Origin of the sequence: Solirubrobacter pauli, from assembly GCF_003633755.1 — a bacterium.
In the GTDB taxonomy this organism is placed as follows: Bacteria; Actinomycetota; Thermoleophilia; order Solirubrobacterales; family Solirubrobacteraceae; genus Solirubrobacter; species Solirubrobacter pauli.
Genome location: NZ_RBIL01000002.1, coordinates 525,383 through 551,934 on the forward strand (window position 1 = coordinate 525,383; position 26,552 = coordinate 551,934).

The window sequence follows — 26,552 nt, forward strand, 5'->3', positions numbered from 1 at the left end:
CTAAGAGACGAATTGGCCGACCAGTCGCACATCCGCAACTTCTCGATCATCGCCCACATCGACCACGGCAAGTCGACGCTGGCGGACCGGATCCTGGAGCTCACCCAAACCGTCGACCCCCGGTCGATGCGCGCCCAGCTGCTCGACTCCATGGACCTGGAGCGCGAGCGCGGCATCACGATCAAGGCGCAGGCCGTGCGCGTCTTCTACACGGCGCAGGACGGTGAGACCTACCAGTTCCACCTGATCGACACGCCCGGCCACGTGGACTTCACGTACGAGGTCAGCCGCTCGCTGGCCGCGTGCGAGGGCGCGCTGCTCGTCGTCGACGCCTCCCAGGGCGTGGAGGCGCAGACCGTCGCCAACACCTACCTGGCGATCGACGCCGGCCTCGAGCTCATCCCGACCATGAACAAGGTCGACCTGCCGGGCGCCGAGCCCGAGCGGGTGGGGGAGGAGATCGCGGAGCTGATCGGCGAGGACCCTGACCAGGTGCGGCGGATCTCCGCCAAGACCGGCGAGGGCGTGCTCGACGTGCTCGAGCAGATCGTGCAGCGCGTCCCGCCGCCCGCCGGCGACCCCGAGGCCGCGCCGCGCGCGTTGATCTTCGACTCCGAGTACGACCAGTACCGCGGCGTGATCGCCTACATCCGCGTCGTCGACGGCACGTTCCGCAAGGGCGAGACGATCCTCGGCATGCAGACCGGCACGCAGGCCGAGATCGACGACATCGGCTTCTTCACGCCCGCGCAGCTCCCGGCGGAGCAGCTCGGTCCGGGTGAGGTCGGCTACCTGATCACGGGCATCAAGGACGTCACCCAGCTCGCCGTCGGTGAGACGCTGACGATCAAGCGCAACCCCGCGCAGGAAGCGCTGCCGGGCTATCGCGAAGTCAAGCCGATGGTGTTCTGCGGCCTGTTCCCGATGAACAACGACGACTACCCGGAGCTCCGGGACGCGCTCGAGAAGCTGACGCTGAACGACGCGGCGTTGTCGTGGGAGTCCGAGACCTCGGACGCGCTCGGCTTCGGGTTCCGCTGCGGCTTCCTCGGCCTGCTGCACATGGACATCGTGCGCGAGCGCCTGGAGCGCGAGTACGACCTCGAGCTGATGGCGACGATGCCGTCGGTGGAGTTCGAGATCACGCTCACCGACGGGAACGTGATCCCGGTCCATAACCCGACGGACATGCCCGACCCGGCGCGCATCGCCGAGGTCCGCGAGCCCTACATCCGCGCCTCGATCCTGACGCCGAAGGAGTACATCGGCCAGATCATGGAGCTGTGCCAGGACCGCCGCGGCAACCACTCGGGCATGCACTACCTGAGCGCCGACCGAGTGCAGCTCACGTACGACCTGCCGCTGGCCGAGGTCGTCCTGGACTTCTTCGACCAGCTCAAGACGCGCACGAAGGGCTACGCGTCGCTGGACTACGAGCCGATCGGCCTGCGCCCCTCGAACCTCGTCAAGCTCGACGTGCTGCTCGGCGGCGACGCCGTGGACGCGCTGAGCATGGTCGTCCACCGCGACAAGGCCTACGAGCAGGGCAAGCAGATGACCGAGCGGCTGCGCAAGCGGATCCCGCGCCAGCAGTACGACGTGCCGATCCAGGCCGCCGTCGGCGCGAAGATCATCGCCCGCGAGACCGTCAAGGCCTTCCGCAAGGACGTCACGGCCAAGTGCTACGGCGGCGACATCAGCCGCAAGCGCAAGCTGCTCGAGCGCCAGAAGGAAGGCAAGAAGCGGATGAAGCAGGTCGGCCGCATCGAGGTCCCGCAGGAGGCGTTCCTGGCCGTGCTGGAGCTGGCGGACGAGAAGTGAGCCACTCGGACACGTACCTGGTCGGGCGCGAGAAGATCCGCGAGTACGCGGCGTCGATCGGCGAGCAGTCGCCGATCTGCAACGACGTCGCCGCGGCGCGTGAGGCCGGCTACGAGGACGTCGTCGCTCCGCCGATGTTCGCCGCCGTCTACAAGTGGCGCGCGATGGGCCCGGCCGTGCTGGACCCGGAGATCGGCATCGACTTCTCCCGTCTCGTCCACGGCGCGCAGGACTTCACTTGGCACCTGCCCGTGGTCGCCGGCGACGAGATCACCACCGAGGCGTCGTTCGTCGACAAGGCCAAGCGCGCCGACATCACCGTGTACACATTCAGCTCGCGCTCGACCAACCAGCGCGGCGAGCTCGTCTGCGAGGGGACATGGACGAACTTCGTGAGGTGACGGTCACGCCCGGCCGGTACACGACGTACCACTACGCCGGCGCGTCGGGGGACTTCAACCCGATCCACCTGGACGACGAGTTCGCCCGGTCGGTCGAGCTGCCGTCGAAGATCCTCCATGGCCTGTGGACGATGGCGCAGGTCGCGCGCGCCCAGACCGACGTGGTCGGCGACCCGCTCGCGCTCAAGTCGCTGAGCGTCCAGTTCCGCGGCATGGGCGTGCCCGAGCAGGACATCGTCATAACCTCGAAGCTCAAGTCGCAGGAGAACGGCGAGGCCGTCTTCGACTGCGAGGCGGTCCAGGACGGCAACAAGCTCGTCCGGCGCGGCAAGGCCGTCGTGCGCGTCACCGGCAGTTCTTAGAATCAGAGTCTGTGCTTACGCCCCGTCAGGACCTCCTGCTGAGCAAGGTGGTCGACGGGTTCGCGCGGACCGGGCAGCCGGTGGGCTCCAAGACGCTGGCGGCTGACCCCGAAGTCACTGCGGGACCGTCGACGATCCGCAACGAGCTCGCCGTGCTCGAAGAGCGCGGGCTGCTCGCGCATCCGCACACGTCCGCGGGGCGCGTGCCGACCGACGCGGGCTACCGCTACTACGTGGACCGGCTGATGCCCGAGGCCCCGCGCGAGCAGCTCGGGCTGTCGCTGGTGCGGCGCGAGGTCGACGACGCCATGCGCGAGACGACCGAGACGCTCTCGCAGGTGACGAACCTGCTGGCGCTGGTCACCGCGCCGCCGATCGCCACGACGACGATCCGCCACATCGAGGTCCTGCTGCTCCAGCCGCAGGTGCTGATGGTGGTCGTGATCACGTCCACGGGCGGGGTGTCGAAGAAGGTCTTCACGTTCGACCGGCCGGTGGACGCGGGGCTCGCGGACTGGGCGGGCTCGTACCTGAACGAGCGGCTCGTCGGCATGGGCCTGGGCGCGCGGATGCTCGGCTCGCGCCTGAACGACGTGTCGCTGCCGGCGACGGAGCGCGCGTTCGTGACCGAGCTCGCGCCGGCCTTCCTCGAGCTGGTCGAGACCGCCGACGACACGCTGTACGTCGACGGCGCGCACCGGCTGCTGAGCGAGTACCGCTTCCAGGACGTCTCCCAGCTCAACGCGCTGATGGAGATGCTCGAGCGGCGCGTCTCGATGCTCGGCGTCCTGTCGACCGCGCTGGGCTCCCGCGGCACGTACGTGCGGATCGGGATCGAGAACCCCCAGCCGGCCCTGCAGTCGCTCTCGCTGGTGGCCGCCAACTACGGCCTGCCGCAGCGCAATCTTGGAACGGTGTCGGTGATCGGGCCGACCCGGATGGACTATTCCCGCGCGATCCGCACGGTGCGCGAGGCCGCGCACGAGCTGTCGCGCTTTGTCGAGGAGCTCTACTAGCCAGTGCCACGCGATTACTACGAAGTCCTCGGCGTCGATCGGGAGGCCGACGAGGCCACGATCAAGAAGTCGTTCCGGCGGCTCGCGCGCGAGCTGCACCCGGACGTCAACGCGCACGACCCGCAGGCCGAGGAGAAGTTCAAGGAGGCGGCCGAGGCGTACGAGGTGCTGAGCGACGCCGACCGGCGCCGCACCTACGACGCGTACGGGCACGAGGGTCTCAAGGGCGCCGGCGGGGCGCCGAACTTCCAGGACTTCGGGTCGATCAGCGACCTGTTCAGCGCGTTCTTCGGGCAGGGCGGGTTCGACCAGGCCTTCGGCGGCACGCGCATGCGCGGCGGGGCCGTCCAGGGCGGCGACGTCGCGATCGCGGTGCAGATCACGCTCCAGGACGCCGCGCGCGGCTCGGAGATCGAGGTCGCCTACGACGCGACCGCGCTGTGCGAGACCTGCCACGGCAACGGCGCCGAGCCGGGCACGCCGATCGTCACCTGCGACAAGTGCCGCGGCGCGGGCCAGATCCAGGCCGTGCAGCGCACCCGGTTCGGCCAGATGGTGCGGACGGCGCTGTGCGACAAGTGCAGCGGCGACGGCCGGATCGCCGAGCAGCCGTGCCACACCTGCGACGGCCGCGGGATGGTCGCGGTCGAGCGGCGCGTGAAGGTCGACATCCCGGCGGGCATCGCCGACGGGCAGCGGCTGCGGATCACCAGTCGCGGCCACGCGGGCGAGCGCGGCGGGCCGGCGGGCGACCTGTACGTGGTCGTGCGCGTCAAGGAGGACGAGCGCTTCCTGCGCGACCGCGAGGACCTGATCACCGTGGTCGACGTGCCCGCGCCGCTGGCGGCGCTCGGGACGACGATCCAGGTGCCGACGCTGGACGGCGACGTGCCGCTGGACGTGCCCGCGGGCACGCAGCCGGGGGAGACGATCCTCATGAACGGCCGCGGCATGCCGCCGATCGGGCGCGGGCGCACCGGCGACCTGAAAGTGGTCGTCAACGTCGTGATCCCGCGGCGCCTGTCGAAGAAGCAGAAGGACCTCCTCGAGCAGCTCGCCGACTCGCTGACCGAGGAGAACCTGCGCGAGAGCGAAGGCATGATCGCCAAGCTCAAACGAGCTCTGGCCGGGTGATCCGGCTCGGCATCCGCGTTCGTGCCGCGGACGCGGAAGTCGCGTACGCGCGGCTGGAACCGCTGCTCGCCGGTGGGTTCGAGGAGATCGAGGACGGCGAGCACGTCGAGCTCGTCGTCTACGGCGACGCGTTCGGAGACATCGTCTTCCCGGAGCTCGTCTCGCAGTCGCGCACGCCCGTCGCGGACGGCTGGGAGACGGCGTGGCACAAGCACCTGGAGCCGGTGACCGTGGGGAAGCTGACGGTCCGGCCGCCGTGGCTGCCCGGTCCCGGGCTCGTCGTCGACCCCGGTGACACGTTCGGGCTCGCGTCGCACCCGACCACGAAGCTCTGCCTGCAGCTGCTGCAGGAGCTCCCGCCGACCCCGCTGGCCGACTGGGGCTGCGGCAGCGGCGTGCTGTCGGTGGCCGCGGCGCACCTCGGGTTCGCCCCGGTCACGGCGATCGAGCTCGACCCGGGCGCGGTGGCGACCGCCCGCAAGAACGGCGTCGACGCGCACGTCGCCGACGTCACCGAGGCGCCGCCGTGGGCACGCACCGTCGTGGCGAACGTCACCGCCGCGCTGCTGGGCAAGATGACCGGCATCCCCGGGCCGCCGGAGACGCCCGTGACGCTGATCGTGTCCGGTGTGATCGTCGACCACGCCGACGTGCCGCGGACGATCTTCGAGCCGCTCGGCTTCACCGAGGCCGACCGGCGCGAACGCGACGGCTGGGTGGCCGTCCGGTTGGAGACGAACGCATGATCCGCCTGTCCGTGAAAGTCCCTCGTGAGCACGCTGAGGTCGCGCTGCTCGACCTGATGGCCTTCGCCCCGGGTGGGCTCGAGGAGGTCGACCTGGGGGACGCCGTCGAGTACGTGCTCTACGGCGCCGAGGGCGAGCTGCCGGCGCTGGGCGACGTCCGCGCGGCGGTGGGCGACGCGCTCGTCGAGGTCTCCACGAGCGAGGTCGACGAGGTCGACTGGCACTCGTTCCACCATCCCCTCGACGTAGGGCCGCTGCGAGTCCGGCCGCCCTGGCACGAGCCGCGCGACGGCGCGCTGGACGTCGTGATCGAGCCCGGCATGGGCTTCGGCACCGGCTCGCACGCCACCACGCGGCTCACGCTGGAGCTGCTCACCGCGCTCACGCCCGAGGGCGCGCTCGCGGACTGGGGCTGCGGCAGCGGGATCCTGGCGATCGCGGCCGCCAAGCTCGGCTGGGAGCCCGTGCTGGCGTGCGACATCGAGCCCGAGTCGGTCGACGAGGCACGCGCGGCCGCGGCGCACAACGGCGTCGCGCTCGAGGTCACGCGCTGCGATGTGCGCCAGGGCGGCCCGCCCGCCCCGACCGTCCTCGCCAACCTCGTCCGCCCGCTCCTGCTCCAGGTCGCGGCCAACCTCACCGAGGTCCCCGAGCGCCTGATCATCTCCGGCGTGGAGACGCACGAGATCGACGAGGTCCTGCTCGCCTTCACGCGGATCTCGCTCGTCGAGCGCGCCCGCCGCGAGGGCAACGGCTGGGCCGCGATCGAGCTGATCCGCGCCCCGTACTGAAGATAAAGGTGCCTGGCACCTTTATCTTCTCTCGGCGTGATCACGCTCGACGATGTGCAGGCTGCGGCGCGGCGGCTCGAGGGCGTCGCGCACCGCACTCCCGTTCTCAGTGGCCGCAGCCTCGACGAGGCCACCGGCGCGGGCCGCGTGCTGCTGAAGGCCGAGAACCTGCAGCGCGTCGGCGCGTTCAAGTTCCGGGGCGCCTACAACGCGGTCGCGTCGCTGCCCGCGGAGGAGCGCCGCCGCGGCGTGGCGACCGTGTCCAGCGGCAACCACGCGCAGGCGCTCGCGCTCGCGGCGCGGCTGCACGAGGTGCCCGCGGTGATCCTGATGCCCGAGGACGCGCCCGCGGGCAAGCTCGCGGCGACCAAGGGCTACGGCGCCGAGATCGTCCCGTTCGACCGTTACGAGCAGGACCGCGAGGATCTGCTGGCGGCGCTCGTCGAAGCGCGCGGGCTGACGCCGGTCCACCCGTACGACAACCCGTTCGTGATGGCCGGCCAGGGCACGGCCGCGCTGGAGCTGATCGAGGACGCCGGCCCGCTCGACGTCCTGCTCGTCTGCGTCGGCGGCGGCGGCCTGATCGCGGGCTGCTCGACGGCCGCGCGCGGCCTCTCGCCCGACACGCGCGTGATCGGCGTCGAGCCCGAGGAGGGCGACGACTTCGTCCGCTCGCTCGCGGCCGGCGAGCGCGTCCGGGTCCCCGTCCCGCGCACGATCGCCGACGGCCAGCAGACGCCGATCCCCGGCGAGCTCACGTTCCCGGTCGTCCAGGAGCGCGTCGACGAGGTGATCACGGTCTCCGACGCGGAGATCGTCACCGCGATGCGGCTGCTGTTCGAGCGGGCCAAGACGGTCGCCGAGCCGAGCGGCGCCTGCGCGTTCGCCGCGCTGCTGGCCGGCAAGGTCGACGCGGCCGGGCTGCGCGTGGGCGTGACGATCTCCGGCGGGAACATCACCGCGGCGCGGTTCGCCGAGCTCGTCGGCACGTGAGGGGCGACGCTCGCCTGGCGGCTCGCGTCGCTGCGAAGGCTCGCCCGGCGGGCTCGCCTTCGCGCGTCCCCGGTCCGCGCACGTGAGCGCGGCGGCACTCGTCCTGGTCCTCGCGTCGGCCTTCCTGCACGCGGGCTGGAACGCCCTGGTCGCGGGCGCGGAGGACACGCACGCGACCGCGGCGGTGGCGATGCTGACCGGCGTCGCGGTCTTTGCGCTGCCCGCCGCGCTGACGTGGCGGGTCGAGGCCGAGGCGTGGCCGTACATCGGCGGCTCCGCGGTGCTCGAGCTCGCGTACTTCGCGCTGCTGGCCGCCGTCTACGCCCGGGCGGACTACTCGTTCGCCTATCCGGTGGCGCGCGGTGCGGCGCCCGTGATCGTCCTGATCATCTCGATCGTCGCGCTCGGCGCCGACCTGAGCGCGCTCGCCGTGATCGGGATCCTCGCGGTGACCGGCGGCGTGCTGCTCGTGCGCGGCGTCGGCGACGACACGCCGGACGCGCTGTCGGTCGGCCTCGCGCTGGCCGTCGGCGCGTGCATCGCCGGCTACACGCTCGTCGACGACCACGGCGTCGAGCACGCCGCGCCGATCCCGTACTTCGTCCTCGTCCTCGGCCTGTCGGCGATCCCGTACGCGCTCGTGATCGGCCCACAGCGCCTCAGGGCCGCCACCGACCGTCGGTCGCTGCCCGCCGGCGCGGGCATGGCCGCCGCCTACATCCTCGTCCTGGCGGCGCTCGAACGCGCACCCGCGGCGCCCGTCGCCGCGCTCAGGGAGTCGAGCGTCCTGCTCGCCGGCGCGGGCGGTGGCCGGCGCCGTCTGGTCGGCTCAGCGCTCGTCGCCCTCGGCATCGCCGCGGTCGTGTTCGGCTAGGAACGCGGGCGAGGCGCCGCCGAGGGTCTCGATCACCGAGCGCGCCCGCCGGCAGGTCCGGAACCGTCGCGGCGGCACCGCCTCGTCCACCCGCACGACCCGCCCGGCTGCGTCCAACCAGATCAGGTCGAGCGCGAACCGCATGCCGAACGTGTGCACGGACCGGCACGGCGCCAGCTCCAGCCCCAGATCCGCGGGCATGGGGTCCATCCGCGCGAGCCCGAGACCGCGCGCGCGGCGGGTTCGAGCCTCGACGATCCGCAGCCCACCGCCCAACGTCCGCACCGGCAATCCGTCGAGACGTGTGTCCACGGTCGCGGATCCTGCCGGATGGCGACGTACACTGGATGCATTGCAGATCGCTGAGCGCATCAGAGCCGACGTGACCACCGCCATGAAGGCGGGGGAACGCGAACGCGTCCAAGCGCTCCGCCTCGTCCTCTCCGAGCTTCAGAAGGCGGAGAAGGAAGGCGGAGCGGACGAGCTGGCGGTCCTGCGGCGCGAGCGCAAGCGGCGTCGCGAGGCCGAAGAGGCGTATCGCGAAGCCGGGCGCGCGGAGCTCGCGGCCCAGGAAGCCCAGGAGGCCGAGATCATCGAGGCCTACCTTCCGCAGGAGCTGAGCGATGCGGAGCTGGAAGCCCTTGTCGAAGCGGGAGTTCAGTCGACCGGAGCGTCGTCCCCGCGAGACATGGGGCGGGTGATCAAGCACGTGATGGAGGCCGCCGGCGGCCGCGCCGACGGGAAGAGGGTCTCGACCAAGGTGAAGGAAGCGCTTTCTTAGATGGCACGTCGGCAGTTGGAAGTATCGAACGAGGTCGCCGCGGAGCTCGCCGGCTCGCGCGATGCGGCCCTGCGAACGTTGGAGGAGCAGCTCGACTGCGAGGTGTTCCTGCGCGGGAACATCGTCACGCTGGACGGTGAGGCCGAGGCGGTGCAGGCCGGCGCGACCGTGATCCGCGAGCTGTCGGCGATGGTGGAGCGCGGGCACGACATCGGGCCGGCGACGGTCGAGGCCGTCGCGCGCGTCCTGGAGTCCAACGAGTCGCCGTCGAAGGTGCTCGAGGACGTCGTCTGGCGCCACCGCAACCTGCGGGTCGCGCCCAAGTCCGTCAATCAGAAGAAGTACGTGGACGCGATCAAGCGCTCCACGGTCACGTTCGGCGTCGGCCCGGCCGGTACGGGCAAGACGTTCCTGGCGATGGCGATGGCCACGGCCGCGCTGTCCCGGCGCGAGGTCAACCGGATCATCCTCACCCGGCCGGCGGTGGAGGCGGGCGAGCGGCTCGGCTTCCTCCCGGGCGACCTGATGGCCAAGGTGGACCCGTACCTGCGTCCGCTGTTCGACGCCCTGAACGACATGATGGACCCGGAGAAGGTCGCCACCCATCTGGAGAAGGGCGTGATCGAGGTCGCGCCGCTCGCGTTCATGCGCGGCCGGACGCTCAACGACTCGTTCGTGATCCTCGACGAGGCGCAGAACACGACGCCCGAGCAGATGAAGATGTTCCTGACCCGGCTCGGGTTCGGCTCGCGGATGGTCGTCACCGGTGACGTCACGCAGGTCGACCTCCCGCGCGACCAGAAGTCCGGCCTGATCGTGGTCAACGACATCCTCAAGTCGGTCGAGGGCATCGAGTTCGTCCGCTTCGGCGGCGACGACGTGGTCCGCCACAAGCTCGTCCAGCGCATCGTCGAGGCGTACGACCAGCACGCCGCCGACCAGCCGTCCGGCTTGCGGCCGGCCCGCAGAACCGCATAAGTGCTCGAAGTCGACGTGATCGGCGGCGCGCTCCCCGCGGAGCGCGTCGAGGAGGCGGTCGCCTACGCGGCCGCCTCGGCCGGGTTCGACCACGGCCACGTGGCCGTGTCCTTCGTCAGCCCCGAGCGGATCGCGGAGCTCAACCTGACGTGGCGCGGCAAGGTCGGCCCGACCGACGTGCTGTCGTTCCCGATCGACGAGGACGACGAGGACCCGCTGGGCGAGCGTGAGCTCGGGGACGTGTTCATCTGCCCGGAGCACACGGTCGACCTGACCGAGGCGGTCGTCCACGGCGTGCTGCACTTGACGGGTATGGATCACGAGACGGACGAGGGCGAGATGCTCGCCCTGCAGGCCGAGATCATGGAGTGGTTGCGATGACCCGTTCCGGCTTCGTCGCCCTGGCCGGGCGCCCGAACGTCGGCAAGTCGACGTTGGTGAACGCGATGGTGGGCCGCAAGGTGGCGATCGTCTCGGACAAGCCGCAGACCACCCGCCGCGCGATCCGTGGCGTGGTGACGAGCGCCGACTTCCAGCTCGTGCTGACGGACCTGCCGGGCGTGCAGCGCCCGCGCGACGCGCTCACGGCCCGCATGCAGAAGCGCGTGGAGACCGAGCTCTCCGAGGCCGACGCCGCGCTGTTCGTCGTCAACGGCGACCAGGGCATCGGGGGCGCGGGGGACCGCTTCATCGCCGAGGCGCTCAGCCAGGCCAACCTGCCGATCGTGATCGCGGTCAACAAGACCGACCGCATGAACCACACCAAGACGGTGAAGGCCCTCGTGTTCGTCACCGAGCAGCTGGGGCTGCCGGACGCCGAGGTGTTCCCGATCTCGGCCCGCACCGGCAAGGGCGTTCCCGCGCTGACCGAGTACCTGGCCTCGCTGCTGCCCGAGGGCCCGTTCTACTTCCCGCCCGAGGACCACTCCGACCAGCCCGAGGACGTGATGCTCGCCGAGCTCGTCCGCGAGCAGGTGCTGCTGCGGACCCGCCAGGAGGTGCCGCATGCGGTCGAGGTGCAGGTCGAGGAGATCGAGGAGCGCGACAACCTCACCACCGTGCGGGCGATCATGTGGGTGGAGACGGAGTCCCAGAAGGGCATCCTGATCGGCCACCACGGCAAGATGATCAAGTCGATCGGCACGGCGGCGCGCAAGGAGATCGAGCGCGAGCTCGCCGATCACGTCCACCTGGACCTGAGCGTGCGCGTGCGCCGCTCCTGGCGCGCGGACGACGCGCTGCTGGACCGCCTCGGCATCACTTGACGCGCACGCTCGGCGCCGGAGAGACTGGCCCGAGTGCGTGACTCACAGCCTTCACCGCAGCCCATGGTGGAGTGGCTCGCCCCGCGCGTGCTGCTCCACTCCGCGCAGGAAGTCGTCCTGTCGGGCCTGTTCGCGAACTTCGCGGACAAGCGCGAGACGATGGCCGGCCTGTCCGACGAGGCCTTCCGCTACGACCAGTCGGCCACGGACGGCGATTTCTGGTTCGACTACGCGTCGGACGTCGGCGACGGCTTCGACTCCACGTACGCGATCGCGGAGCTGCTCGCACAGCCGCTGACGCTCGGCGACACGCGGACCGAGCGCGGCCGGCTGCTCGTGCTCGGCGGCGACCAGGTCTATCCGACGGCCAACTGGCAGGCCTACGAGGAGCGCTTCCGCCTGCCGTACGCGCTCGCGCTGCCGAGCGCGGAGCGCCCGCCGCATCTGTTCGCGATCCCCGGCAACCACGACTGGTACGACGGCCTGACCAGCTTCACGCGCGTCTTCGGCCAGCGCGGGCACGTCGGCGGCTGGCAGACGCGCCAGGCACGGTCCTACTTCGCGCTGCGGCTGCCGCGGGGCTGGTGGCTGTGGGGGATCGACATCCAGTTCGACGCCTACATCGACGGTCCGCAGATCGAGTACTTCAAGGGGGTCGCGCGCCAGGCGGCACCCGGCGACCAGATCATCCTCGCGACCGCCAAGCCGAGCTGGATCCACATCGAGGACCCCGAGCACGCGCCGCAGTCCTGGAAGAGCCTCGCCTGGTTCGAGGAAGAGGTGATCTGCAAGGGCAGCGGGGACCGGGCGAAGCTCGCGCTGACGTTGACGGGCGACCTGCACCACTACTCGCGCTACGAGCCGGCACAGCGCGAGCCGGACGGGCTCGGCGCGAAGGTCACCGCGGGCGGCGGCGGCGCCTACCTGTCACCGACGCACTGGCTGCCGGAGACCCGGACGCTGCCGAAGGTGCGCCGCTCGGACACGCCGGTGGACGACTCCACGGCGGAGCCGACCGCGTACGAGCGCACCACGATCTGGCCGCCGGCCGACGCCTCGAGCGCGATGGCGCGCGGCATCCTGGCCCATCGCAGCCCGAGCCGGACCAAGCGGCTGTGGCTGGTCCTGGGCCCGATCTACGCGCTGCTGGCGCTGCTCACGGCCGCCGCCGTCCGCGACCAGCACCCGAGCTTCGAGGGCGCCGTGGCCGACGGCGCGGGCATCCTGCTCGACGCGATCTCGATCTGGCTGCTGCTGCTCGTGGGTGGCCTCGCGGCCGGTCTGCGCGTCTGGGCGCGGTCGGCCGGCGCGCCGGGCCGCTTCGGCGTCTTCCACGCGCTGGCACACGTCCTCCTGGCCTGGGGCGCAACGGTCGCGCTGCTGCTGATCCCGCTCGACTGGGGCTTCCTGCGCGGCTATCTCGCAACCGCCGTCGTGTTCGTCGTGGGCGTCCTGGGGGGCCGGCTGATCTTCGTCCAGTACCTGTGGTGGACGCACCGCGCGGGCGTCAAGCGCGGCGAGCCGCTGTGGCATGCGAACGAGGTGTTCGCCGGCCAGGGCATCGCCGACTACAAGCACTTCCTGCGCTTCCGGATCGACAAGGCCGGCCGGCTGACGATGTGGGCGGTCGGGCTCGAGCAGGTTCCGCGCTACCGGCCGGAGCTCAAGGACGGCAAGCCGGACCTCGTCACGCCCGGCACCGCGCCGACCGTGTTCGACTACCGCGAGGTGCGCGCGCCGGTCACAGCGCCGACCACGCAGCCTGTGCCGTAGCGGCGTCCAGGTGGCGGATGCGCGCCGTGGTGCGCTTGCCGAACGCCACCTCGAGGTCCGCGAGCGCCGCGCGCCGCTGGAAGACGTTCTGCGCCCACGTGTGCGACTCGCGGTAGCGCGCGGGGGCGAGGATCGTGATGCGGGCGATCCGCAGCGTGCGCACCGCGAGCCGGCCGTCGGCGAAGTGCCAGCCGGCGGCCCGCCAGCGCGCCCAGCCGTACGGGGCGAGCACCAGGGCGAAGAGCGAGAACGGGCCGACGACGAGCCAGCCGGCGCCGGCGAGGACGAGCGCCCCGAGCAGCGGCGGCGCGACGTAGCGCCGCGCCGCGCGTGCCGGTGGCCGGTCGAGCGCGACGACCGCCCCTGCGGAGCGCCGTCCACCGCCGGCCAGCGCGCGTTCGCCGCGGCCGTCCGCGGCCGCGCGCCCCGGCGCCTCGCCGTGGCCGGCGGCGCCCATCTCCGGCAAAAGCTCGTCGAGGAAATCCTGCACCTCGCTCACCCGCACGAGCGGGAACAGCGTGCGCGCGGCGCTCGCCTCTTCGGCGTAGCCCGTGACCTCGACGCTCAGCGCGCACAGCCCGAACGGCCGCCGGAACACGCCCTCGACCACGCGCACGGCGCGGATCCGGTGCAGCGGCACGGTCGCCTCGCTGCGTTGCAGCAGCCCGCGGCGGATCCGCAGCCGGTCCTCGCCACGGGTGACGGTGAAGCCGGCGAACGCGATGAACGCACCCAGCGTCGACAGCACCCAGGCGAGCGCGAGCAGCGCGACCGCGACGACCACCCAGCCGGTGACGGTCTCCGGGATCAGCTGGACCGCGTTCTCGCCGCCCTCCTCCTCGGCGACCTGCGTGGCGGCCTGGCCGAGCACCGCCAGGACGGGGAGGACGATGCCGAGCTGGCCGGCCGTGAACGCCGCCGCGACCAGCTCGCGCGGGGTCAGGCTCCGGCTCACGCCGTCGGCCTCCTCCGTGACCACCGACGGGCGCAGCGCGCGCAGCTCCGCGACCGCGTCCGGCAGCAGCGCCGGCAGCGAGATCTCGCCGCCCTTGCCGCCGGCTCCGGTCTGCACGTCCACCCGCTGGACGCCGAACCAGCGCTGCAGCACGCCCTGCTGGACGTCCAGCGCCTGGATCCGGTCGAACGGGACGTTCGTGTCCTTCTTCGACAGCAGCCCGGTGTGGTGCGAGATGCCGGCCTGGGAGATCCAGTACTGCGTCGTCGACCAGCGGACGTAGCCCATCACCACGGCCGCCACGAGACCGGCGGCGCCCCAGCCGACCGTGCGCATCAGGTCCTGGAAGTCGAGCCCGCCGCCCAGCACCGACGTGCCGAGGATCACGGCCAGCGGGAGCGCGAGGTTGCCGAGCGCGCTCGCCGAGTAGATCGCGATCGCGGCCGGGTGGAGCCTGCGCACCGGCGCCGTCGCCGGCGGGGGCGGCTCAGGCGTCGGGGTCGGTTCGGGCCAGCTCGGCGATTCGGTCACGGAGCTCCTCGGCGTCCCTGAGCGCCAGCAACGGGATGGTGTGCGACCCCGCCGCGGTGTGGACGACGACGGTCGCGAGGTTGAAGGACTGCTCGAGCACGCCCCGGCGCGTCTCCACGTGCTGCACGCGCACCCAGGGGACGAGCGTCTGGCGCACGCTGAACAGGCCGTGGCGGATGTCGATGCCCGGCTCCTGGACGTCCCAGCGCCAGCGCCGCCAGCGCACCATCGGCACGAGCGGCACGCACACGAGCAGGCCGGCGACGGTCACGAGCACCGGCCACCAGCCGACCTCGTCGAGTTGCGCGATCATCACGGCGGCGACCGTCAGCGCGCCCCACAGGGCGAGCTGCCCGAAGGCCCAGACGAACCGGGCCTGCGGGGCCAGCGTACGGGTGGGGGTGGCGATCAAGCGAGCAGCTCGTCGGCCAGGTGCTCGTAGTCGGCGAGGCCGAGCTCTGACTCGAACACGAACGGCAGCGGCGTGACCGGCGCGTCGGTCGCCGCCTCCAGCCGGCGCACGTGCGTGCGCTGCGCCTTCACCCGCTCGTGCACGGACAGCGCGGCGCGCACGGCCCCCAGCGACGCCTCGTCGAACCCGTTGCCGGCGGCCGCGCGCAGCTTCGTCACGTCGGCGGAGGAGAACCGCTCGGGCCACATCGCGTTCATCACGATCGCGTCCAGCCCGAGCCCGATCTCCGCGCGCAAGCGCGCCTCCAGCTCGATCGTCTCGGTGACCGGCATCTCCTCGGGCAGCGCGACCGCCACGTAGCCCGTCCGCCGCGGGTCGGCGAGCATCTCGCTGACCTTGTAGGCCTGGCGGCGGATCGGGCCGACCCGCGCGATCTCGCCGAACGTCCGCGGCGTGGTCAGCATCCCGATCCCGTGCCCGGAGGCCGGCGCGTCGACCACGACCAGGTCGTACGTGTCGCTGCCGCGGTTCCAGCGCTCGGTCTGCGCGAGCTCCCAGATCTTCGCGATCGTGATCAGCTCCTTCGCGCCCGGGGCGGCGGCGATGAAGTACTGGAACGCGTGCGAGTGGCCGAGCACCTTCAGCGCGGGGCCGCCGACCTGCTTGCGCAGCCACTCCTCGAGCGCGGCCTGCGGGTCGATCGTGATCGCCCACAGCCCGTCGGCGAGCTGGACCTCCTGCTCGGGTCGCACGCCCTCGCGTGCGAAGGCCCGCGACATGCGATCCTGCTCGGCGACCTCGCAGACGATCGTCCGCCGGCCGGTCCGAGCGGCGGCGAGCCCGAGTGCGGCCGCGACGGTCGTCTTCCCGACACCGCCCTTGCCGGTCACGTATAGAAGGGAGCGATCTCGGAGAAGGGCGTCCACCGTAGTGCACCCTAGGATGACGATGGACTCGGCGGTAGAGCAGGGGTACGAGACGGCACGGCGGATGCTGCGCCGCCACGACCCGACGTACTACCTCGCCACGCGCCGGTTGCCGGCGCCGCTGCGTCCCGCGACATACGCGCTGTACGGGTACGTGCGCGCGGCGGATGAGCTGGTCGACGGGCCGAGCCGTCCGGAGACGCCGCACGCGCGGTGTGCGGCTCTGGACGAGTGGGAGGGAGAGCTGACCACGCCGCGGCATCCGATCGCGCTCGCACTGCACGACGCCGCCGACCGCCACGCGCTGCCGCTGGCCGAGCTCCGCACGTACATGCGCTCGATGCGGGTGGACTCCGAGCCGCCGATCCGCATCGACACCTACGAGCAGCTCGTGACCTACATGGACGGCTCCGCGGGCACGGTCGGCCGGATCATGGCCGCGCTGCTGGGCGTCCCGCCGGATCACCACGCGGACCTCGGCCGGCTCGGCGTCGGCTTCCAGCTCGCGAACTTCATCCGCGACGTGCGCGAGGACCGCCGCCTGGACCGCATCTACCTGCCGGCGGAGGACCGAACGCGCTTCGGCGTCACCGACGCGGACCTGACCGGCTCGAGCCCCCGCCTCCAGGCGCTGCTGCGGCACGAGGCCGAGCGCGCCTGCGCGCTGTTCGCCGCCGCGGGCCCCGCGATCGCCGCGGCGCCGGCCTCCGTGCGTCCGGGCGTGCGGCTGGCGGTCGGCCTGTACCGCCGGATGCTCAACAGCCCGCGTCCGACCGGCGTGCGCGTCTGGCACCTGCCGGGCGCGGCGCTCGAGGCGACGCTGCCGTCCCCGCGCTGAGCCGTGCGGGCGCTGCTGACCTGGCCGCGCCTGCTGGTCGCCCGCCCGCGCTGGTGGTTCGTGGCGGTGCTCGTCGCGATCCCGGCGGCGTTCCTCGTCGACGGCACCCTGGACACGCGCACGCAGTGGCTGCTGGCCGCGCTCGCCTGGTGGGCGCTGCTGGGCGCGATCGGCGCGCTGACGCCGGCCGAGCGCGGGCAGACGCTGCTGCTGGTGGCGCTGGCGACCGCCGCCGAGCTGACGTTCTCGCTCGTGCTCGAGTGGTACGCGTACCGGCTCGACAACGTCCCGCCGTGGATCCCGCCTGCGCACGGGATCGTGTTCGTGACGGCCCTGCTGTGGTCCAAGGACCCGCTCGCGGAGCGCCGGCAGGACACGGTCCGCGTCGCGGTGACCGCGGCGGCGGTCACGTACGGCGCGCTGGCGCTCGTGCTGGCCGACGACGTCGGCGGGGCGCTAGGGGTCGGGCTGCTGCTGATCTGGCTGTGGGCGCTCGGCGCCGACCGCGCCCGCTTCTACGCGATGATGTGGCTGGTCGTCTGCTACCTGGAGGCCTGCGGCGTGCTGATCGGCACGTGGGCGTGGGCGCCGACCGTGCCGCTGATCGGCGTCCCGGAGGCCAACCCGCCGAGCGGGATCGTCGGCGTCTACGGGTTCTTCGACCTGCTCGCGCTCGCGGTCGTCACCCGGTACTTCACGGTCCGGTCCAGAAACCTCGCAAACGCTTAACCGCGCCAGGGGGTGGGTCGAAGAACGAGAAGTGTCGACCCTCGTCTTCCACAGCCGCCCCGGCTTCGACGCGCTGACCGGGCTTCCGGACCGGCCGGCGTTCCTTGCCGGGCTGCGCGCGGCGATCCGGACCGAGCAGGGGATGGCCGTGCTCTTCCTCGACCTCGACGACTTCAAGCTCGTCAACGACGGCTTCGGCCACGAGGCCGGCGACCGGCTGCTGATCCAGGTCGCGCAGCGCCTGAAGGGCGCGGTTCACGAGGGCGACCTCGTCGCCCGCATCGGCGGCGACGAGTTCACCGTCCTGTGCGCCGGCGCGGACCTCGCCGCCGCGACGATCACCGCGGGGCGCATCCGCGGCGCGCTGTCGGCGCCGTTCGACGTCGGCGGCCAGCGCCGCCACGTCCGGGTCAGCGTCGGCTGCCGCGTCGCCGGGCCCGAGGAGGACAACGCCGACGTCCTCATGCGCGACGCCGACACGGCTATGTACCAGGCCAAGGAGGGCGGCAAGGACCGGATCGAGGTCTTCTCCGACGAGACGCGCGCGCGGCTGCTGCGCCGGCTCGAGCTCGAGCAACGGCTGCGGACCGCGCTCGAGCGCAACGAGCTCGACGTGCACTTCCAGCCGCAGATCGACCTCTCGACGGGCCGGCTCGCGGGCGCCGAGGCGCTCGTGCGCTGGGCGGACGCCTCGCCGGCGGAGTTCATCCCGCTCGCCGAGGAGACCGGGATGATCGGCCCGCTCGGCACACGCGTCCTGCGCCGCGCGACCCAGGCGCTCGCCCAGCTGCACCGCGAAGGGCTCAAGCCGCTCACGGTCACCGTCAACGTCTCCACGCGGCAGCTCGAGGACCCCGACTTCCCGGCGATCGTCCAGACCGCGATCGCCGACGCCGGCATCGCGGCGAGCGACCTGTGCCTGGAGATCACCGAGTCGGCGCTGATGTCCGCCAAGGACGTCGCGCTCGACCGGTTGCGCGAGTGCAAGGCGCTCGGCGTCTACGTCGGCATCGACGACTTCGGCACGGGCCACTCGAGCCTCGCGCGGCTGCGCCACCTGCCGGTCGAGGTGCTCAAGGTCGACCGCTCGTTCGTCGACGGCCTGGGCACCGAGCCCGAGGACTCCGCGGTCGTCGCCGCGATCCTCAGCCTCGCCCACGCGCTCGGCCTGCACGTGGTCGCCGAAGGCGTCGAGACACCGCTGCAGGCCAACCAGCTGATCGCGCTCGGCTGCGGGGTCGCCCAGGGCTTCCTGTGGTCGCCCGCGGTGCCGCCCGAGCAGCTGCACGGGCTCAAGACGATCGCCTCGTCGGCGCACCCGCGCGTCCGCAACCACCGCGGCGAGCGCGCTCTCGTCGACGAGATGATGCACCAGATCGGCATCGCCAAGGACCGCGCGTGATCCTCACCGCGGGCCTGCTGGCCCTCATCACCGGCCTCGCCTACACGGCGCTAGGCGTGATCACGGGCTACGAGCTCGTCCGCCACCGCGACCGCGGCTTCAGCCACTTCGGCGGCGCGTTCTTCGTCATGGCCTGGACCTGCGGCCCGCATCACCTCGTCCACGCCGTGCGGCACCTGATCAACGGGGAGGCCGCGCACCTGCCGCACGTATCGGCGCTCGCGCTCGGGCTCGTCCCCGGCCTGGTCTTCATCGGCCTGCGGGTCGAGGCGGCGTTCGGCGGACGCGGCGATCGCCTGATCGTCCGCACGCCGCTGTGGCTCACCGCGCTCCCGGTGCTGATGGCGGCCGCCGCCGGCGCGACCCTGTGGGAGGGTCTGCGCCACGCGTGGACGATGGGTGTCGACCTGCGTGTGCTGATCCCCAGCGTCTTCCTGTTCGCGTGCTACACGCTCGTCGGCCTGTTCACCGCCCGCACGCAGCTCGCCCGGCGCCCGCTGCTGGGCGGCTGGTCGCTGTCGGGGATCGCGATGAGCGGCGTCTTCCTGACGTGCGCGGGCTCGCATCTGCTCGCCGGGCTGATGGTCACGGCCGACCCGTGGAGCGTCGCGCTGGACAACATCGGCGTGCCCGCCGCGATCTACTTCCTGTGGACCGTGCACCGCCTCCACAAGGGCTCCGTGCGCGACTGGAACCGCCGCCCGCTGGTCGGCCGTCCGGCCCCGCAGGGGCGCCGTTCTCCGTGGGCTGAGCAGACCACCTAGACTGCACGCTCCGAAATGGAGCCTCCCAGTCCAGACTCATTGCGCTTCGATGACCGCGGCCTCGTTCCGTGCGTCATCCAGGATTGGCGCTCCGGCGAGGTCCTGACCCTCGCCTACATGAACGAGGAAGCGTTGCGGCTCTCCCGCGAGACGGGCGAGCTGCACCTGTTCAGCCGGAGCCGCAACGAGCTCTGGCACAAGGGCGCGACCTCGGGGAACACGCAGGCCGTCAAGGCGCTGCGCTTCGACTGCGACAGCGACGCCGTGCTGGCGCTCGTCGAGCCCGCGGGTCCCGCCTGCCACACGGGCGAGCGCACGTGCTTCCACAAGGGCGAGACCGAGCCGCAGCTCCCCTACGAGGCGCTGCCCGGCCTCGAGCGCACGCTGGCGGATCGCAAGGCCAACCCGCAGGAGGGCTCGTACACGAACCGCCTGCTCGCCGACCCGCCGTTCATCGGCGAGAAGGTGCAGGAGGAGGCCGAGGAGGTCGCCCGCGCCGCGCGCGAGGAGACCGACGACCGCGTGGCCAACGAGGCCGCCGACGTGCTCTACCACCTCACGGTCCTGCTCCACAGCCGCGGGCTCACCCTCCAGGACGCCCAGGAGGTGCTCCTTGACCGCCGTCGCTGAGCACCTTGAGGTCAGCCCGACGCTGGAAGAGGCGCGGGCGCTCGAGGGCGACCACAACCTGATCCCGGTGACCCACAGCTTCATCGAGGACTGCGAGACGCCCGTCTCCGCGTTCCTGAAGCTGCGCGGCGACGGCCCGGCGTTCCTGCTGGAGTCGGCCGAGCAGGGCCAGCAGGTCGGGCGCTACAGCTTCATCGGCTGGCGCCCGAAGGACGTCATCCGCTGGAGCCTGGGGGAGGACGGCGACCCGTACTCGATCGCCGGCGAGGCCGTCTCGCAGGTGCGCCAGGCCGAGATCGCCGGGCTGCCGCCGTTCGCCGGCGGGGCCGTCGGCTTCTTCGGCTTCGACTGCGTGCGCTCGGCCGAGCGGCTGCCGGAGCCCAACCCGGACGTCATCGGCCTGCCGGACATGGCGCTGATGCTCACGGACGTGATCGTCGCGTTCGACCACCTGCGCCACACGGTCACGATCCTCGCCAACGCCTACCTGGACGAGGACACCGACGTCGACACCGCGCACGCCCGCGCGGTCGAGGCGATCCGCCAGGTCCGCACGCGGCTCGCGGGCCCGCTGCCGCCGCTGGAGACGCACGCGGCGCGCCCGGAGCCCGAGTTCGAGTCCAACATGAGCCGCGAGGCCTTCGAGGGCAACGTCGCGCGGATCATCGAGTACATCCGCGCCGGCGACGCCTACCAGGTGGTCCCGTCCCAGCGCTGGAGCGCGAAGAACCCGGTCGAGCCGTTCAGCATCTACCGCGGCCTGCGGGCGGTGAACCCGTCGCCGTACATGTACTTCCTCGACTTCGAGGACTTCCAGATCGTCGGCGCGTCGCCCGAGCCGCTGCTGACCGTCAACGGCCGCTACGTCTCCACCCGCCCGATCGCGGGCACGCGCCCGCGCGGCGAGGACGACGCGGCGATCGCCGCCGAGCTGCTCGCCGACGAGAAGGAGCGCGCCGAGCACGTGATGCTCGTCGACCTCGGCCGCAACGACCTCGGCCGCGTCTGCACGCCGGGCAGCGTGCACGTCGAGCGCCTGATGGAGGTCGAGACGTACTCGCACGTCATCCACATCGTCTCCCAGGTGGCGGGGACGCTGCGCGAGGACGTGCGCGCGATCGACGCGCTGCGCTCGGTCCTGCCGGCCGGCACGCTCAGCGGCGCGCCGAAGATCCGCGCGATCGAGATCATCGACGAGCTCGAGCCGGTCAAGCGCGGCGCGTACGGCGGTGCGGTCGGCTGGCTCTCGTACGCGGGCGAGCTGGACACCTGCATCTGCATCCGCACCGTCGTCACCAAGGACGGCATGGCGCACATCCAGGCCGGCGGCGGCACCGTGGCCGACGCGCGGCCGGACTACGAGTACGAGGAGTCGCGTGCGAAGGCGCGCGGCGTCGTGCGGGCGATCGAGCTGGCGACCCAGCAGGCGGCGTGGCCATGAGAGTCCTGATGGTCGACAACTACGACTCGTTCACCTACAACCTCGTCCAGTACCTGGGCGAGCTGGGGGCGGAGCTGGAAGTCGTGCGCAACGACGTCGCGTCGGTCGACGAGCTGCTGGAGAAGGGGTACGACCGCGTGGTCGTCAGCCCCGGTCCGTGCACGCCGAACGAGGCCGGCATCAGCGTCGAGGCCATGCGCCGCTTCCCCGAGGCGGGCATCAAGACGCTCGGCGTGTGCCTCGGCCACCAGTCGATGGGGCAGGCGTTCGGGGGCAAGGTCATCCGCCACCTGCCCGTGCACGGCAAGACGACCGAGATCACGCACGACGGCCAGGGCGTCTTCGCCGGCCTGCCGAACCCGCTGCCGGTCGCGCGCTACCACTCGCTCGTGGTGCACGAGGACCTGCCGGACTGCCTGGAGGCCACGGCCCACGGAGGCGGCGTCCTGATGGCCATGCGGCACAAGGAGCTGCCGGCGATCGGCGTCCAGTTCCATCCCGAGTCCGTCCTCACCCCGGACGGCAAGCAACTGCTCAAGAACTTCCTTGCCTAACCCGATCCTCACCGCGGCGCTGGACGCGCTCGCGTCCCGCCAGGACCTGACGGCCGAGCAGACCGCCGCCGTGCTGGCCGAGATCATGGCCGGCAACGCCTCCGAGGTAGAGACGAGCGGCATCCTGATCGCGCTGCGCACCAAGGGCGAGACGATCGACGAGCTCGTCGGCCTCGCCACCACCATGCGCGCGTTCGCGACCCCGGTCGACACGGGCCGCGACGACCTGATCGACACGGCGGGCACCGGCGGGGGTAGGCCCACCTTCAATGTGTCCACCACCGCCGCCCTGATCGCCGCCGGCCACGGCTGCGCGGTCGCCAAGCACGGCAACCGCTCGGCCACGGGCCTGTCGGGCTCCGCCGACGTGCTGGAGGCGCTGGGCGTGCGCATCGACCTCAAGCCGGACGCGGTCGCCCGCTGCATCAACGAGGTCGGCTTCGGCTTCATGTTCGCGCCCGCGCACCACGGCGCCACGCGGTACGTCGTGCCGGTGCGCAAGGAGCTCGCCGTCCGCACGATCTTCAACTTCCTCGGCCCGCTGACGAACCCGGCCGGCGCCAAGCGGCAGGTGATCGGCGTGTCGGACCCGAGCTTCCTGCAGCCGATCGCGGGCGCGCTCGCGCAGCTGGGCGTCGCCAAGGCGCTGGTAGTGTCGAGCAGCGACGGTCTGGACGAGATGAGCACGTCGTCGACAACACGCGTCGTCGAGGTGGACGGCGAGGAGGTCCGCGCGTACGAGGTCGCACCGGAGGATCTCGGCATCGCCCGCGCGGAGGCCACCGCCCTCGGCGCAGGCACGCCCGACGTCAACGCCGAGATCACCCGGCGGATCTTCGCCGGCGACCACGGCCCGGCCCGTGACGTCGCCGTGCTCAACGCCGGCGCGGCGATCTACGTGTCCGGCACCGTGGACAGCCTCGAAGCGGGCGTCCGCGCCGCCGAAGCCGCGATCGACGAAGGCCGCGCCGCGCAGGCCCTGGAGAACCTCGTGAACCTCACCAAGGAGCTGGCGCCCGCATGAGCGTCCTCGACCGCATCGTCGACGACACCCGCGCGGAGGTCAAACGCCGCAAGAAGGACGTCTCGATCAAGGACCTCAAGAAGCTGATCGAGCGCCGCGAGGGCGGCGCCCGGCCCTTCAGCGAGGCGTTGACGCGTCCGGGGATCTCGCTGATCGCCGAGCACAAGCGGCGCTCGCCGTCGGCGGGCCCGATCCGCGAGGGCTCCAGCGTGACGGACATCGTCCAGGCCTACGAGCGCGGCGGTGCCGCGGCGCTGAGCGTCCTGACCGAGCCGTTCCACTTCGGCGGCTCGCTGGACGACCTGCGCGAAGCGCGCACGGCGGCGACGCTCCCGATCCTGCGCAAGGACTTCATCGTCCACCGCTACCAGCTCTACGAAGCCGCGGCGGCCGGGGCGGACGCGATCCTGCTGATCGTCGCCGCGCTCGAGCCGAGCGACCTGTCGGACCTGCTGCACGAGGCGCGCGAGCTGGATCTCGACGTGCTCGTGGAGGTCCACGACGAGCGTGAGCTCGAGGTCGCGCTGGACATCGAGGCGGACGTGCTCGGCATCAACAACCGCGACCTGTCGGACTTCACCGTCAGCATCGAGCGCACGTTCGACCTGCTGGCCGACATCCCCGCGGGCAAGACCGTCGTGAGCGAGAGCGGCTTCTCGACGCGCGACCAGCTCGACGACCTCGAGCGCGTCGGCGTGGACGCCGTGCTGATCGGCGAGACGCTGATGCGCGCGCCCGACATCGAGGCGATCGTGCGCGACCTGACCGGCTTCGCCGAGCTCACGTGATGCACGTCAAGATCTGTGGCATCACCCGGCTCGAGGACGCCGAGCTCGCCGCGTCGCTCGGCGCGTGGGCGATCGGCTTCATCCTCTGGCCCGGCTCCAAGCGCCACGTCGACCCGGCCGTGGCCGCGGGCATCGCGCGCGTCATGCGCCGCAAGGTCGAGCTGGTCGGCGTGTTCGTCAACCAGCCGTTGGACGAGATCGCCGGCCTGGTCGACGCGATCGGCCTCACGCACGTGCAGCTGCACGGCGACGAAGGGCCGTCGTTCTGCGCGGCGGTGTCGCAGCGCACGGGCGCGAAGGTGATCAAGGCGGGGCGGATCATCCACGCGTACGACCTGCGGGAGATGGACCGCTACCACACGGACTTCCACCTGCTGGACACCGGCACCGCCGACGGCACGTACGGGGGCACCGGCAAGACGTGGGACTGGTCGCTCGTCGCGCGGCGCAAGAGCTCGATCCCGTTCCTGCTCGCGGGCGGGCTGAACCCGGACAACGTCGCCGACGCGATCGCGCAGGCGCGGCCGTGGGGCGTCGACGTGTCCAGTGGCGTGGAGACGTCCCCGGGCGTCAAGGACCACGCGAAGGTCGAAGCGCTGTTCGCGGCCGTAGAAGGGGCACATGTCGGCAGTTGAACACCGATTCGGTCCCTACGGGGGCCAGTACGTCCCCGAGACGCTCGTCCCGGCGCTGGTCGAGCTGGAGGCGGCGTGGGTCGCGGCGCGTGATGACGCCGGCTACCGCGCCGAGCTCAACGCGCTCCTGAACGACTACGTCGGCCGCCCCTCGCCGCTGTACCTGGCGACGCGCCTGTCCGAGGACGTCGGCCACGCCGTCTACCTCAAGCGCGAGGACCTCAACCACACGGGCGCGCACAAGATCAACAACGCGCTCGGCCAGACCCTGCTCGCCAAGCGGATGGGCAAGACGCGGATCATCGCCGAGACGGGCGCGGGCTCGCACGGCGTGGCGACCGCGACGGCGTGCGCGCTGCTCGGGCTCGAGTGCATCGTCTACATGGGCACCGAGGACATGCGGCGCCAGGCGCCCAACGTCCAGCGCATGGAGCTGCTCGGCGCGCGCGTCGCACCCGTGGACGCGGGCAGCCGCACCTTGAAGGAGGCCGTGAGCGCGACGATCCGCGACTGGGTCTCCAACGTCGGCGACACGCACTACGTGATCGGCTCGTGCGTCGGCCCGGCGCCGTTCCCGGCGCTCGTGCGCGACCTGCAGCGGATCATCGGCGACGAGGCCCGCGCGCAGATCCTCGAGAAGGCCGGCCGGCTGCCCGACCGCGTGATCGCCTGCGTGGGCGGCGGCTCGAACGCGATCGGCACGTTCGTCCCGTTCGTGGACGACGCCGACGTCCAGCTGATCGGCGCCGAGGCGGCGGGGGAGGGGATCGACTCCGGTCGCCACGGCGCGCCGCTCACCGTCGGCGGTCGCGGCGGCGTCCTGCACGGCTCCTACAGCGCGATCATGCAGGACGAGGACGGCCAGATCCTCGAAGCGCACTCGATCAGCGCCGGCCTCGACTACCCGGGCACGGGCCCCGAGCACGCGTGGCTGCGCGACACGGGCCGCGCGACCTACGCGGGCGTGACCGACGCGCAGGCGCTCGCCGCCTTCAAGCGCCTCGCCGAGCTGGAGGGGATCATCCCGGCGCTCGAGTCCTCGCACGCGGTCGCCTGGGTGCTCGGCGCGGGCCAGGAGACGGCCACCGACGCCACGATCGACCTGATCTGCCTGTCCGGCCGCGGCGACAAGGACCTCGCCGAGGTCCTCGCGAAGCTGGGGATCAGCTGATGACGCGCGTGGAGACCGGCGCCGACCGTCTGGCTGCGGCGTTCAAGGGCGCCCGCGGGCGCGCGGCGCTGATGCCCTACCTGATGGCGGGCTTCCCCGACATCGAGACGAGCGTCCGGATCGCCACCGCCTACGCGGACGCCGGCGCCGACCTCGTCGAGCTGGGCGTGCCGTTCAGCGACCCGCTCGCGGACGGCCCGGTCATCCACGCCGCCGCCACGGCGGCGCTGGAGAGCGGCGCGACCGTGCACAACGTGCTGGAGGCCGGCACGCGGATCGCCGAGCTGCTCCCGGTGGTGCTGATGGTCTACGTGAACCCGATCCTGGCGCGCGGGCCCGAGCGGTTCGCCGCCGAGCTCGCGGAGCGTGGCATCAGCGGGCTGATCGTGCCCGACCTGCCGCTCGAGGAGTCCGAGCCCGTCCTCGCCGCGTGCGACGCGCGCGGGGTCGCGCTCGTGCCGCTCGTCGCGCCGACCACACCGGACGACCGGCTGAGCGCCATCGGGCGGACTGCGCGTGGATTTGTCTACACGGTTTCGGTGACCGGGACGACCGGTGAGCGCGCCTCCACCTCGGCGGATCCGTCCGACCTTCTCGCCCGTGTGAAGGCCCACAGCCCGGTGCCCGTCGCGCTCGGCTTCGGCATCTCGAACGGGGCTCAGGCGAGCGCTGCGGCGGACGCCGGAGCGGACGGCGTGATCGTCGGCTCGCGGCTCGTCCGGGCCGTGGCCGAGGCGGTGGAGCAAGGCGCGGATCCCGCGCCAGCAGCGGGATCCGTCGTCGCCGAGCTCGCTGACGCGTTGGTCCGCTAGCCTCC

30 protein-coding genes are annotated in these 26,552 nt (G+C 72.1%); 26 read left to right on the forward strand and 4 right to left on the reverse strand.

Going from position 1 to position 26,552, the window contains the following annotated elements; genetic code table 11:
- Positions 1-12 precede the first annotated feature (12 nt).
- The 9 genes from lepA (at position 13) to C8N24_RS22405 (ending at position 8,138) form a co-directional block, all read left to right on the forward strand.
- Positions 13-1,821, forward strand: a complete 1,809-nt coding sequence (gene lepA, locus C8N24_RS22365; protein WP_121254300.1) for a translation elongation factor 4 — start codon at positions 13-15, stop codon at positions 1,819-1,821.
- Positions 1,818-2,222: an FAS1-like dehydratase domain-containing protein gene (locus C8N24_RS22370; RefSeq protein ID WP_121254302.1), complete on the forward strand. Its 405-nt coding sequence runs from the start codon at positions 1,818-1,820 to the stop codon at positions 2,220-2,222. The genes lepA and C8N24_RS22370 overlap by 4 nt, the downstream gene beginning before the upstream one ends.
- Positions 2,201-2,584 (forward strand): MaoC/PaaZ C-terminal domain-containing protein, encoded by a 384-nt coding sequence (locus C8N24_RS22375; RefSeq protein ID WP_121257918.1) that lies wholly within the window; start codon positions 2,201-2,203, stop codon positions 2,582-2,584. Before C8N24_RS22370 ends, C8N24_RS22375 begins: the two co-directional genes overlap by 22 nt.
- A gap of 11 nt (positions 2,585-2,595) precedes the next feature.
- Entirely contained in the window at positions 2,596-3,600 is a 1,005-nt protein-coding gene (gene hrcA / locus C8N24_RS22380) for a heat-inducible transcriptional repressor HrcA (protein ID WP_121254304.1), read from the forward strand.
- 3 nt (positions 3,601-3,603) lie between these two features.
- Positions 3,604-4,734, forward strand: a complete 1,131-nt coding sequence (gene dnaJ, locus C8N24_RS22385; RefSeq protein ID WP_121254305.1) for a molecular chaperone DnaJ — start codon at positions 3,604-3,606, stop codon at positions 4,732-4,734.
- Entirely contained in the window at positions 4,731-5,480 is a 750-nt protein-coding gene (locus C8N24_RS22390) for a 50S ribosomal protein L11 methyltransferase (RefSeq protein ID WP_121254307.1), read from the forward strand. The genes dnaJ and C8N24_RS22390 overlap by 4 nt, the downstream gene beginning before the upstream one ends.
- 11 nt (positions 5,481-5,491) lie before the next feature.
- On the forward strand, positions 5,492-6,271 hold the full coding sequence (locus C8N24_RS22395) for a 50S ribosomal protein L11 methyltransferase (protein WP_245971950.1): 780 nt from the start codon (positions 5,492-5,494) through the stop codon (positions 6,269-6,271).
- Positions 6,272-6,307: 36 nt separating this feature from the next.
- A complete protein-coding gene (locus C8N24_RS22400; protein WP_121254311.1) occupies positions 6,308-7,264 on the forward strand; it encodes a pyridoxal-phosphate dependent enzyme in 957 nt (318 codons plus the stop codon).
- Between the two features lie 82 nt (positions 7,265-7,346).
- The gene (locus C8N24_RS22405) at positions 7,347-8,138 is read left to right on the forward strand and encodes an EamA family transporter (RefSeq protein WP_121254313.1); all 792 of its coding nucleotides are present in this window, start codon (positions 7,347-7,349) and stop codon (positions 8,136-8,138) included.
- On the opposite strand, the gene C8N24_RS22410 is transcribed toward C8N24_RS22405, so the two are convergent.
- On the reverse strand, positions 8,094-8,450 hold the full coding sequence (locus C8N24_RS22410) for a DUF192 domain-containing protein (RefSeq protein WP_170179320.1): 357 nt from the start codon (positions 8,448-8,450) through the stop codon (positions 8,094-8,096). The genes C8N24_RS22405 and C8N24_RS22410 overlap by 45 nt on opposite strands.
- A gap of 40 nt (positions 8,451-8,490) precedes the next feature.
- Between C8N24_RS22410 and C8N24_RS22415 the strand changes: the two genes are divergently transcribed.
- The 5 genes from C8N24_RS22415 (at position 8,491) to C8N24_RS22435 (ending at position 12,935) form a co-directional block, all read left to right on the forward strand.
- Positions 8,491-8,919, forward strand: a complete 429-nt coding sequence (locus tag C8N24_RS22415; RefSeq protein WP_121254315.1) for a GatB/YqeY domain-containing protein — start codon at positions 8,491-8,493, stop codon at positions 8,917-8,919.
- Positions 8,920-9,897 (forward strand): PhoH family protein, encoded by a 978-nt coding sequence (locus tag C8N24_RS22420; protein ID WP_121254317.1) that lies wholly within the window; start codon positions 8,920-8,922, stop codon positions 9,895-9,897. It begins immediately after the preceding gene.
- Positions 9,898-10,278: an rRNA maturation RNase YbeY gene (gene ybeY / locus C8N24_RS22425; protein ID WP_121254319.1), complete on the forward strand. Its 381-nt coding sequence runs from the start codon at positions 9,898-9,900 to the stop codon at positions 10,276-10,278.
- Positions 10,275-11,162, forward strand: a complete 888-nt coding sequence (era, locus tag C8N24_RS22430) for a GTPase Era (protein WP_121254321.1) — start codon at positions 10,275-10,277, stop codon at positions 11,160-11,162. Before ybeY ends, era begins: the two co-directional genes overlap by 4 nt.
- Before the next feature lie 63 nt (positions 11,163-11,225).
- On the forward strand, positions 11,226-12,935 hold the full coding sequence (locus C8N24_RS22435; protein ID WP_121254323.1) for a metallophosphoesterase: 1,710 nt from the start codon (positions 11,226-11,228) through the stop codon (positions 12,933-12,935).
- On the opposite strand, the gene C8N24_RS22440 is transcribed toward C8N24_RS22435, so the two are convergent.
- Genes C8N24_RS22440 through C8N24_RS22450 form a run of 3 tightly spaced genes read right to left on the reverse strand, consistent with a single transcriptional unit; the run spans position 12,904 to position 15,723 of the window.
- Positions 12,904-14,352 (reverse strand): PH domain-containing protein, encoded by a 1,449-nt coding sequence (locus C8N24_RS22440; protein WP_121254325.1) that lies wholly within the window; start codon positions 14,350-14,352, stop codon positions 12,904-12,906. The genes C8N24_RS22435 and C8N24_RS22440 overlap by 32 nt on opposite strands.
- Before the next feature lie 25 nt (positions 14,353-14,377).
- Positions 14,378-14,833: a PH domain-containing protein gene (locus tag C8N24_RS22445; protein ID WP_121254328.1), complete on the reverse strand. Its 456-nt coding sequence runs from the start codon at positions 14,831-14,833 to the stop codon at positions 14,378-14,380.
- On the reverse strand, positions 14,830-15,723 hold the full coding sequence (locus C8N24_RS22450) for an ArsA family ATPase (protein ID WP_147447933.1): 894 nt from the start codon (positions 15,721-15,723) through the stop codon (positions 14,830-14,832). Before C8N24_RS22450 ends, C8N24_RS22445 begins: the two co-directional genes overlap by 4 nt.
- Positions 15,724-15,781: 58 nt before the next feature.
- On the opposite strand from C8N24_RS22450, the gene C8N24_RS22455 reads away from it, so the two are divergent.
- Genes C8N24_RS22455 through trpA form a run of 12 tightly spaced genes read left to right on the forward strand, consistent with a single transcriptional unit; the run spans position 15,782 to position 26,547 of the window.
- Positions 15,782-16,597, forward strand: a complete 816-nt coding sequence (locus tag C8N24_RS22455) for a phytoene/squalene synthase family protein (protein WP_170179321.1) — start codon at positions 15,782-15,784, stop codon at positions 16,595-16,597.
- Between the two features lie 3 nt (positions 16,598-16,600).
- Positions 16,601-17,326: a hypothetical protein gene (locus tag C8N24_RS22460; protein WP_121254334.1), complete on the forward strand. Its 726-nt coding sequence runs from the start codon at positions 16,601-16,603 to the stop codon at positions 17,324-17,326.
- A gap of 31 nt (positions 17,327-17,357) precedes the next feature.
- Positions 17,358-18,728 (forward strand): putative bifunctional diguanylate cyclase/phosphodiesterase, encoded by a 1,371-nt coding sequence (locus C8N24_RS22465; protein ID WP_121254336.1) that lies wholly within the window; start codon positions 17,358-17,360, stop codon positions 18,726-18,728.
- Entirely contained in the window at positions 18,725-19,492 is a 768-nt protein-coding gene (locus tag C8N24_RS22470) for a hypothetical protein (protein WP_121254338.1), read from the forward strand. Before C8N24_RS22465 ends, C8N24_RS22470 begins: the two co-directional genes overlap by 4 nt.
- Positions 19,493-19,507: 15 nt before the next feature.
- Positions 19,508-20,122 (forward strand): bifunctional phosphoribosyl-AMP cyclohydrolase/phosphoribosyl-ATP diphosphatase HisIE, encoded by a 615-nt coding sequence (gene hisIE / locus C8N24_RS22475; protein WP_121254340.1) that lies wholly within the window; start codon positions 19,508-19,510, stop codon positions 20,120-20,122.
- A complete protein-coding gene (gene trpE, locus C8N24_RS22480; protein WP_121254341.1) occupies positions 20,106-21,563 on the forward strand; it encodes an anthranilate synthase component I in 1,458 nt (485 codons plus the stop codon). The genes hisIE and trpE overlap by 17 nt, the downstream gene beginning before the upstream one ends.
- The gene (locus C8N24_RS22485; protein ID WP_121257922.1) at positions 21,560-22,117 is read left to right on the forward strand and encodes an anthranilate synthase component II; all 558 of its coding nucleotides are present in this window, start codon (positions 21,560-21,562) and stop codon (positions 22,115-22,117) included. The genes trpE and C8N24_RS22485 overlap by 4 nt, the downstream gene beginning before the upstream one ends.
- Positions 22,110-23,141 (forward strand): anthranilate phosphoribosyltransferase, encoded by a 1,032-nt coding sequence (gene trpD / locus C8N24_RS22490; protein WP_121254343.1) that lies wholly within the window; start codon positions 22,110-22,112, stop codon positions 23,139-23,141. The genes C8N24_RS22485 and trpD overlap by 8 nt, the downstream gene beginning before the upstream one ends.
- The gene (trpC, locus tag C8N24_RS22495) at positions 23,138-23,929 is read left to right on the forward strand and encodes an indole-3-glycerol phosphate synthase TrpC (protein ID WP_121254345.1); all 792 of its coding nucleotides are present in this window, start codon (positions 23,138-23,140) and stop codon (positions 23,927-23,929) included. Before trpD ends, trpC begins: the two co-directional genes overlap by 4 nt.
- Complete coding sequence (locus C8N24_RS22500) at positions 23,929-24,564, forward strand: phosphoribosylanthranilate isomerase (protein ID WP_121254347.1); 636 nt, start codon at positions 23,929-23,931, stop codon at positions 24,562-24,564. The genes trpC and C8N24_RS22500 overlap by 1 nt, the downstream gene beginning before the upstream one ends.
- A complete protein-coding gene (trpB, locus tag C8N24_RS22505; RefSeq protein WP_121254349.1) occupies positions 24,551-25,735 on the forward strand; it encodes a tryptophan synthase subunit beta in 1,185 nt (394 codons plus the stop codon). The genes C8N24_RS22500 and trpB overlap by 14 nt, the downstream gene beginning before the upstream one ends.
- Complete coding sequence (trpA, locus tag C8N24_RS22510) at positions 25,735-26,547, forward strand: tryptophan synthase subunit alpha (RefSeq protein WP_121254351.1); 813 nt, start codon at positions 25,735-25,737, stop codon at positions 26,545-26,547. The genes trpB and trpA overlap by 1 nt, the downstream gene beginning before the upstream one ends.
- The last annotated feature ends 5 nt before the right edge of the window (positions 26,548-26,552 follow it).

What these genes read in the sequence shown, in the direction of transcription:
- C8N24_RS22375 (WP_121257918.1), top strand. Translation starts at nt 2,201, where the DNA reads ATGGACGAACTTCGTGAGGTGACGGTCACGCCCGGCCGGTACACGACG.
- C8N24_RS22420 (WP_121254317.1), top strand. Translation starts at nt 8,920, where the DNA reads ATGGCACGTCGGCAGTTGGAAGTATCGAACGAGGTCGCCGCGGAGCTC.
- era (WP_121254321.1), top strand. Translation starts at nt 10,275, where the DNA reads ATGACCCGTTCCGGCTTCGTCGCCCTGGCCGGGCGCCCGAACGTCGGC.
- C8N24_RS22435 (WP_121254323.1), top strand. Translation starts at nt 11,226, where the DNA reads ATGGTGGAGTGGCTCGCCCCGCGCGTGCTGCTCCACTCCGCGCAGGAA.
- C8N24_RS22455 (WP_170179321.1), top strand. Translation starts at nt 15,782, where the DNA reads ATGGACTCGGCGGTAGAGCAGGGGTACGAGACGGCACGGCGGATGCTG.
- hisIE (WP_121254340.1), top strand. Translation starts at nt 19,508, where the DNA reads ATGGAGCCTCCCAGTCCAGACTCATTGCGCTTCGATGACCGCGGCCTC.
- C8N24_RS22485 (WP_121257922.1), top strand. Translation starts at nt 21,560, where the DNA reads ATGAGAGTCCTGATGGTCGACAACTACGACTCGTTCACCTACAACCTC.
- trpC (WP_121254345.1), top strand. Translation starts at nt 23,138, where the DNA reads ATGAGCGTCCTCGACCGCATCGTCGACGACACCCGCGCGGAGGTCAAA.
- C8N24_RS22500 (WP_121254347.1), top strand. Translation starts at nt 23,929, where the DNA reads ATGCACGTCAAGATCTGTGGCATCACCCGGCTCGAGGACGCCGAGCTC.
- trpB (WP_121254349.1), top strand. Translation starts at nt 24,551, where the DNA reads ATGTCGGCAGTTGAACACCGATTCGGTCCCTACGGGGGCCAGTACGTC.
- trpA (WP_121254351.1), top strand. Translation starts at nt 25,735, where the DNA reads ATGACGCGCGTGGAGACCGGCGCCGACCGTCTGGCTGCGGCGTTCAAG.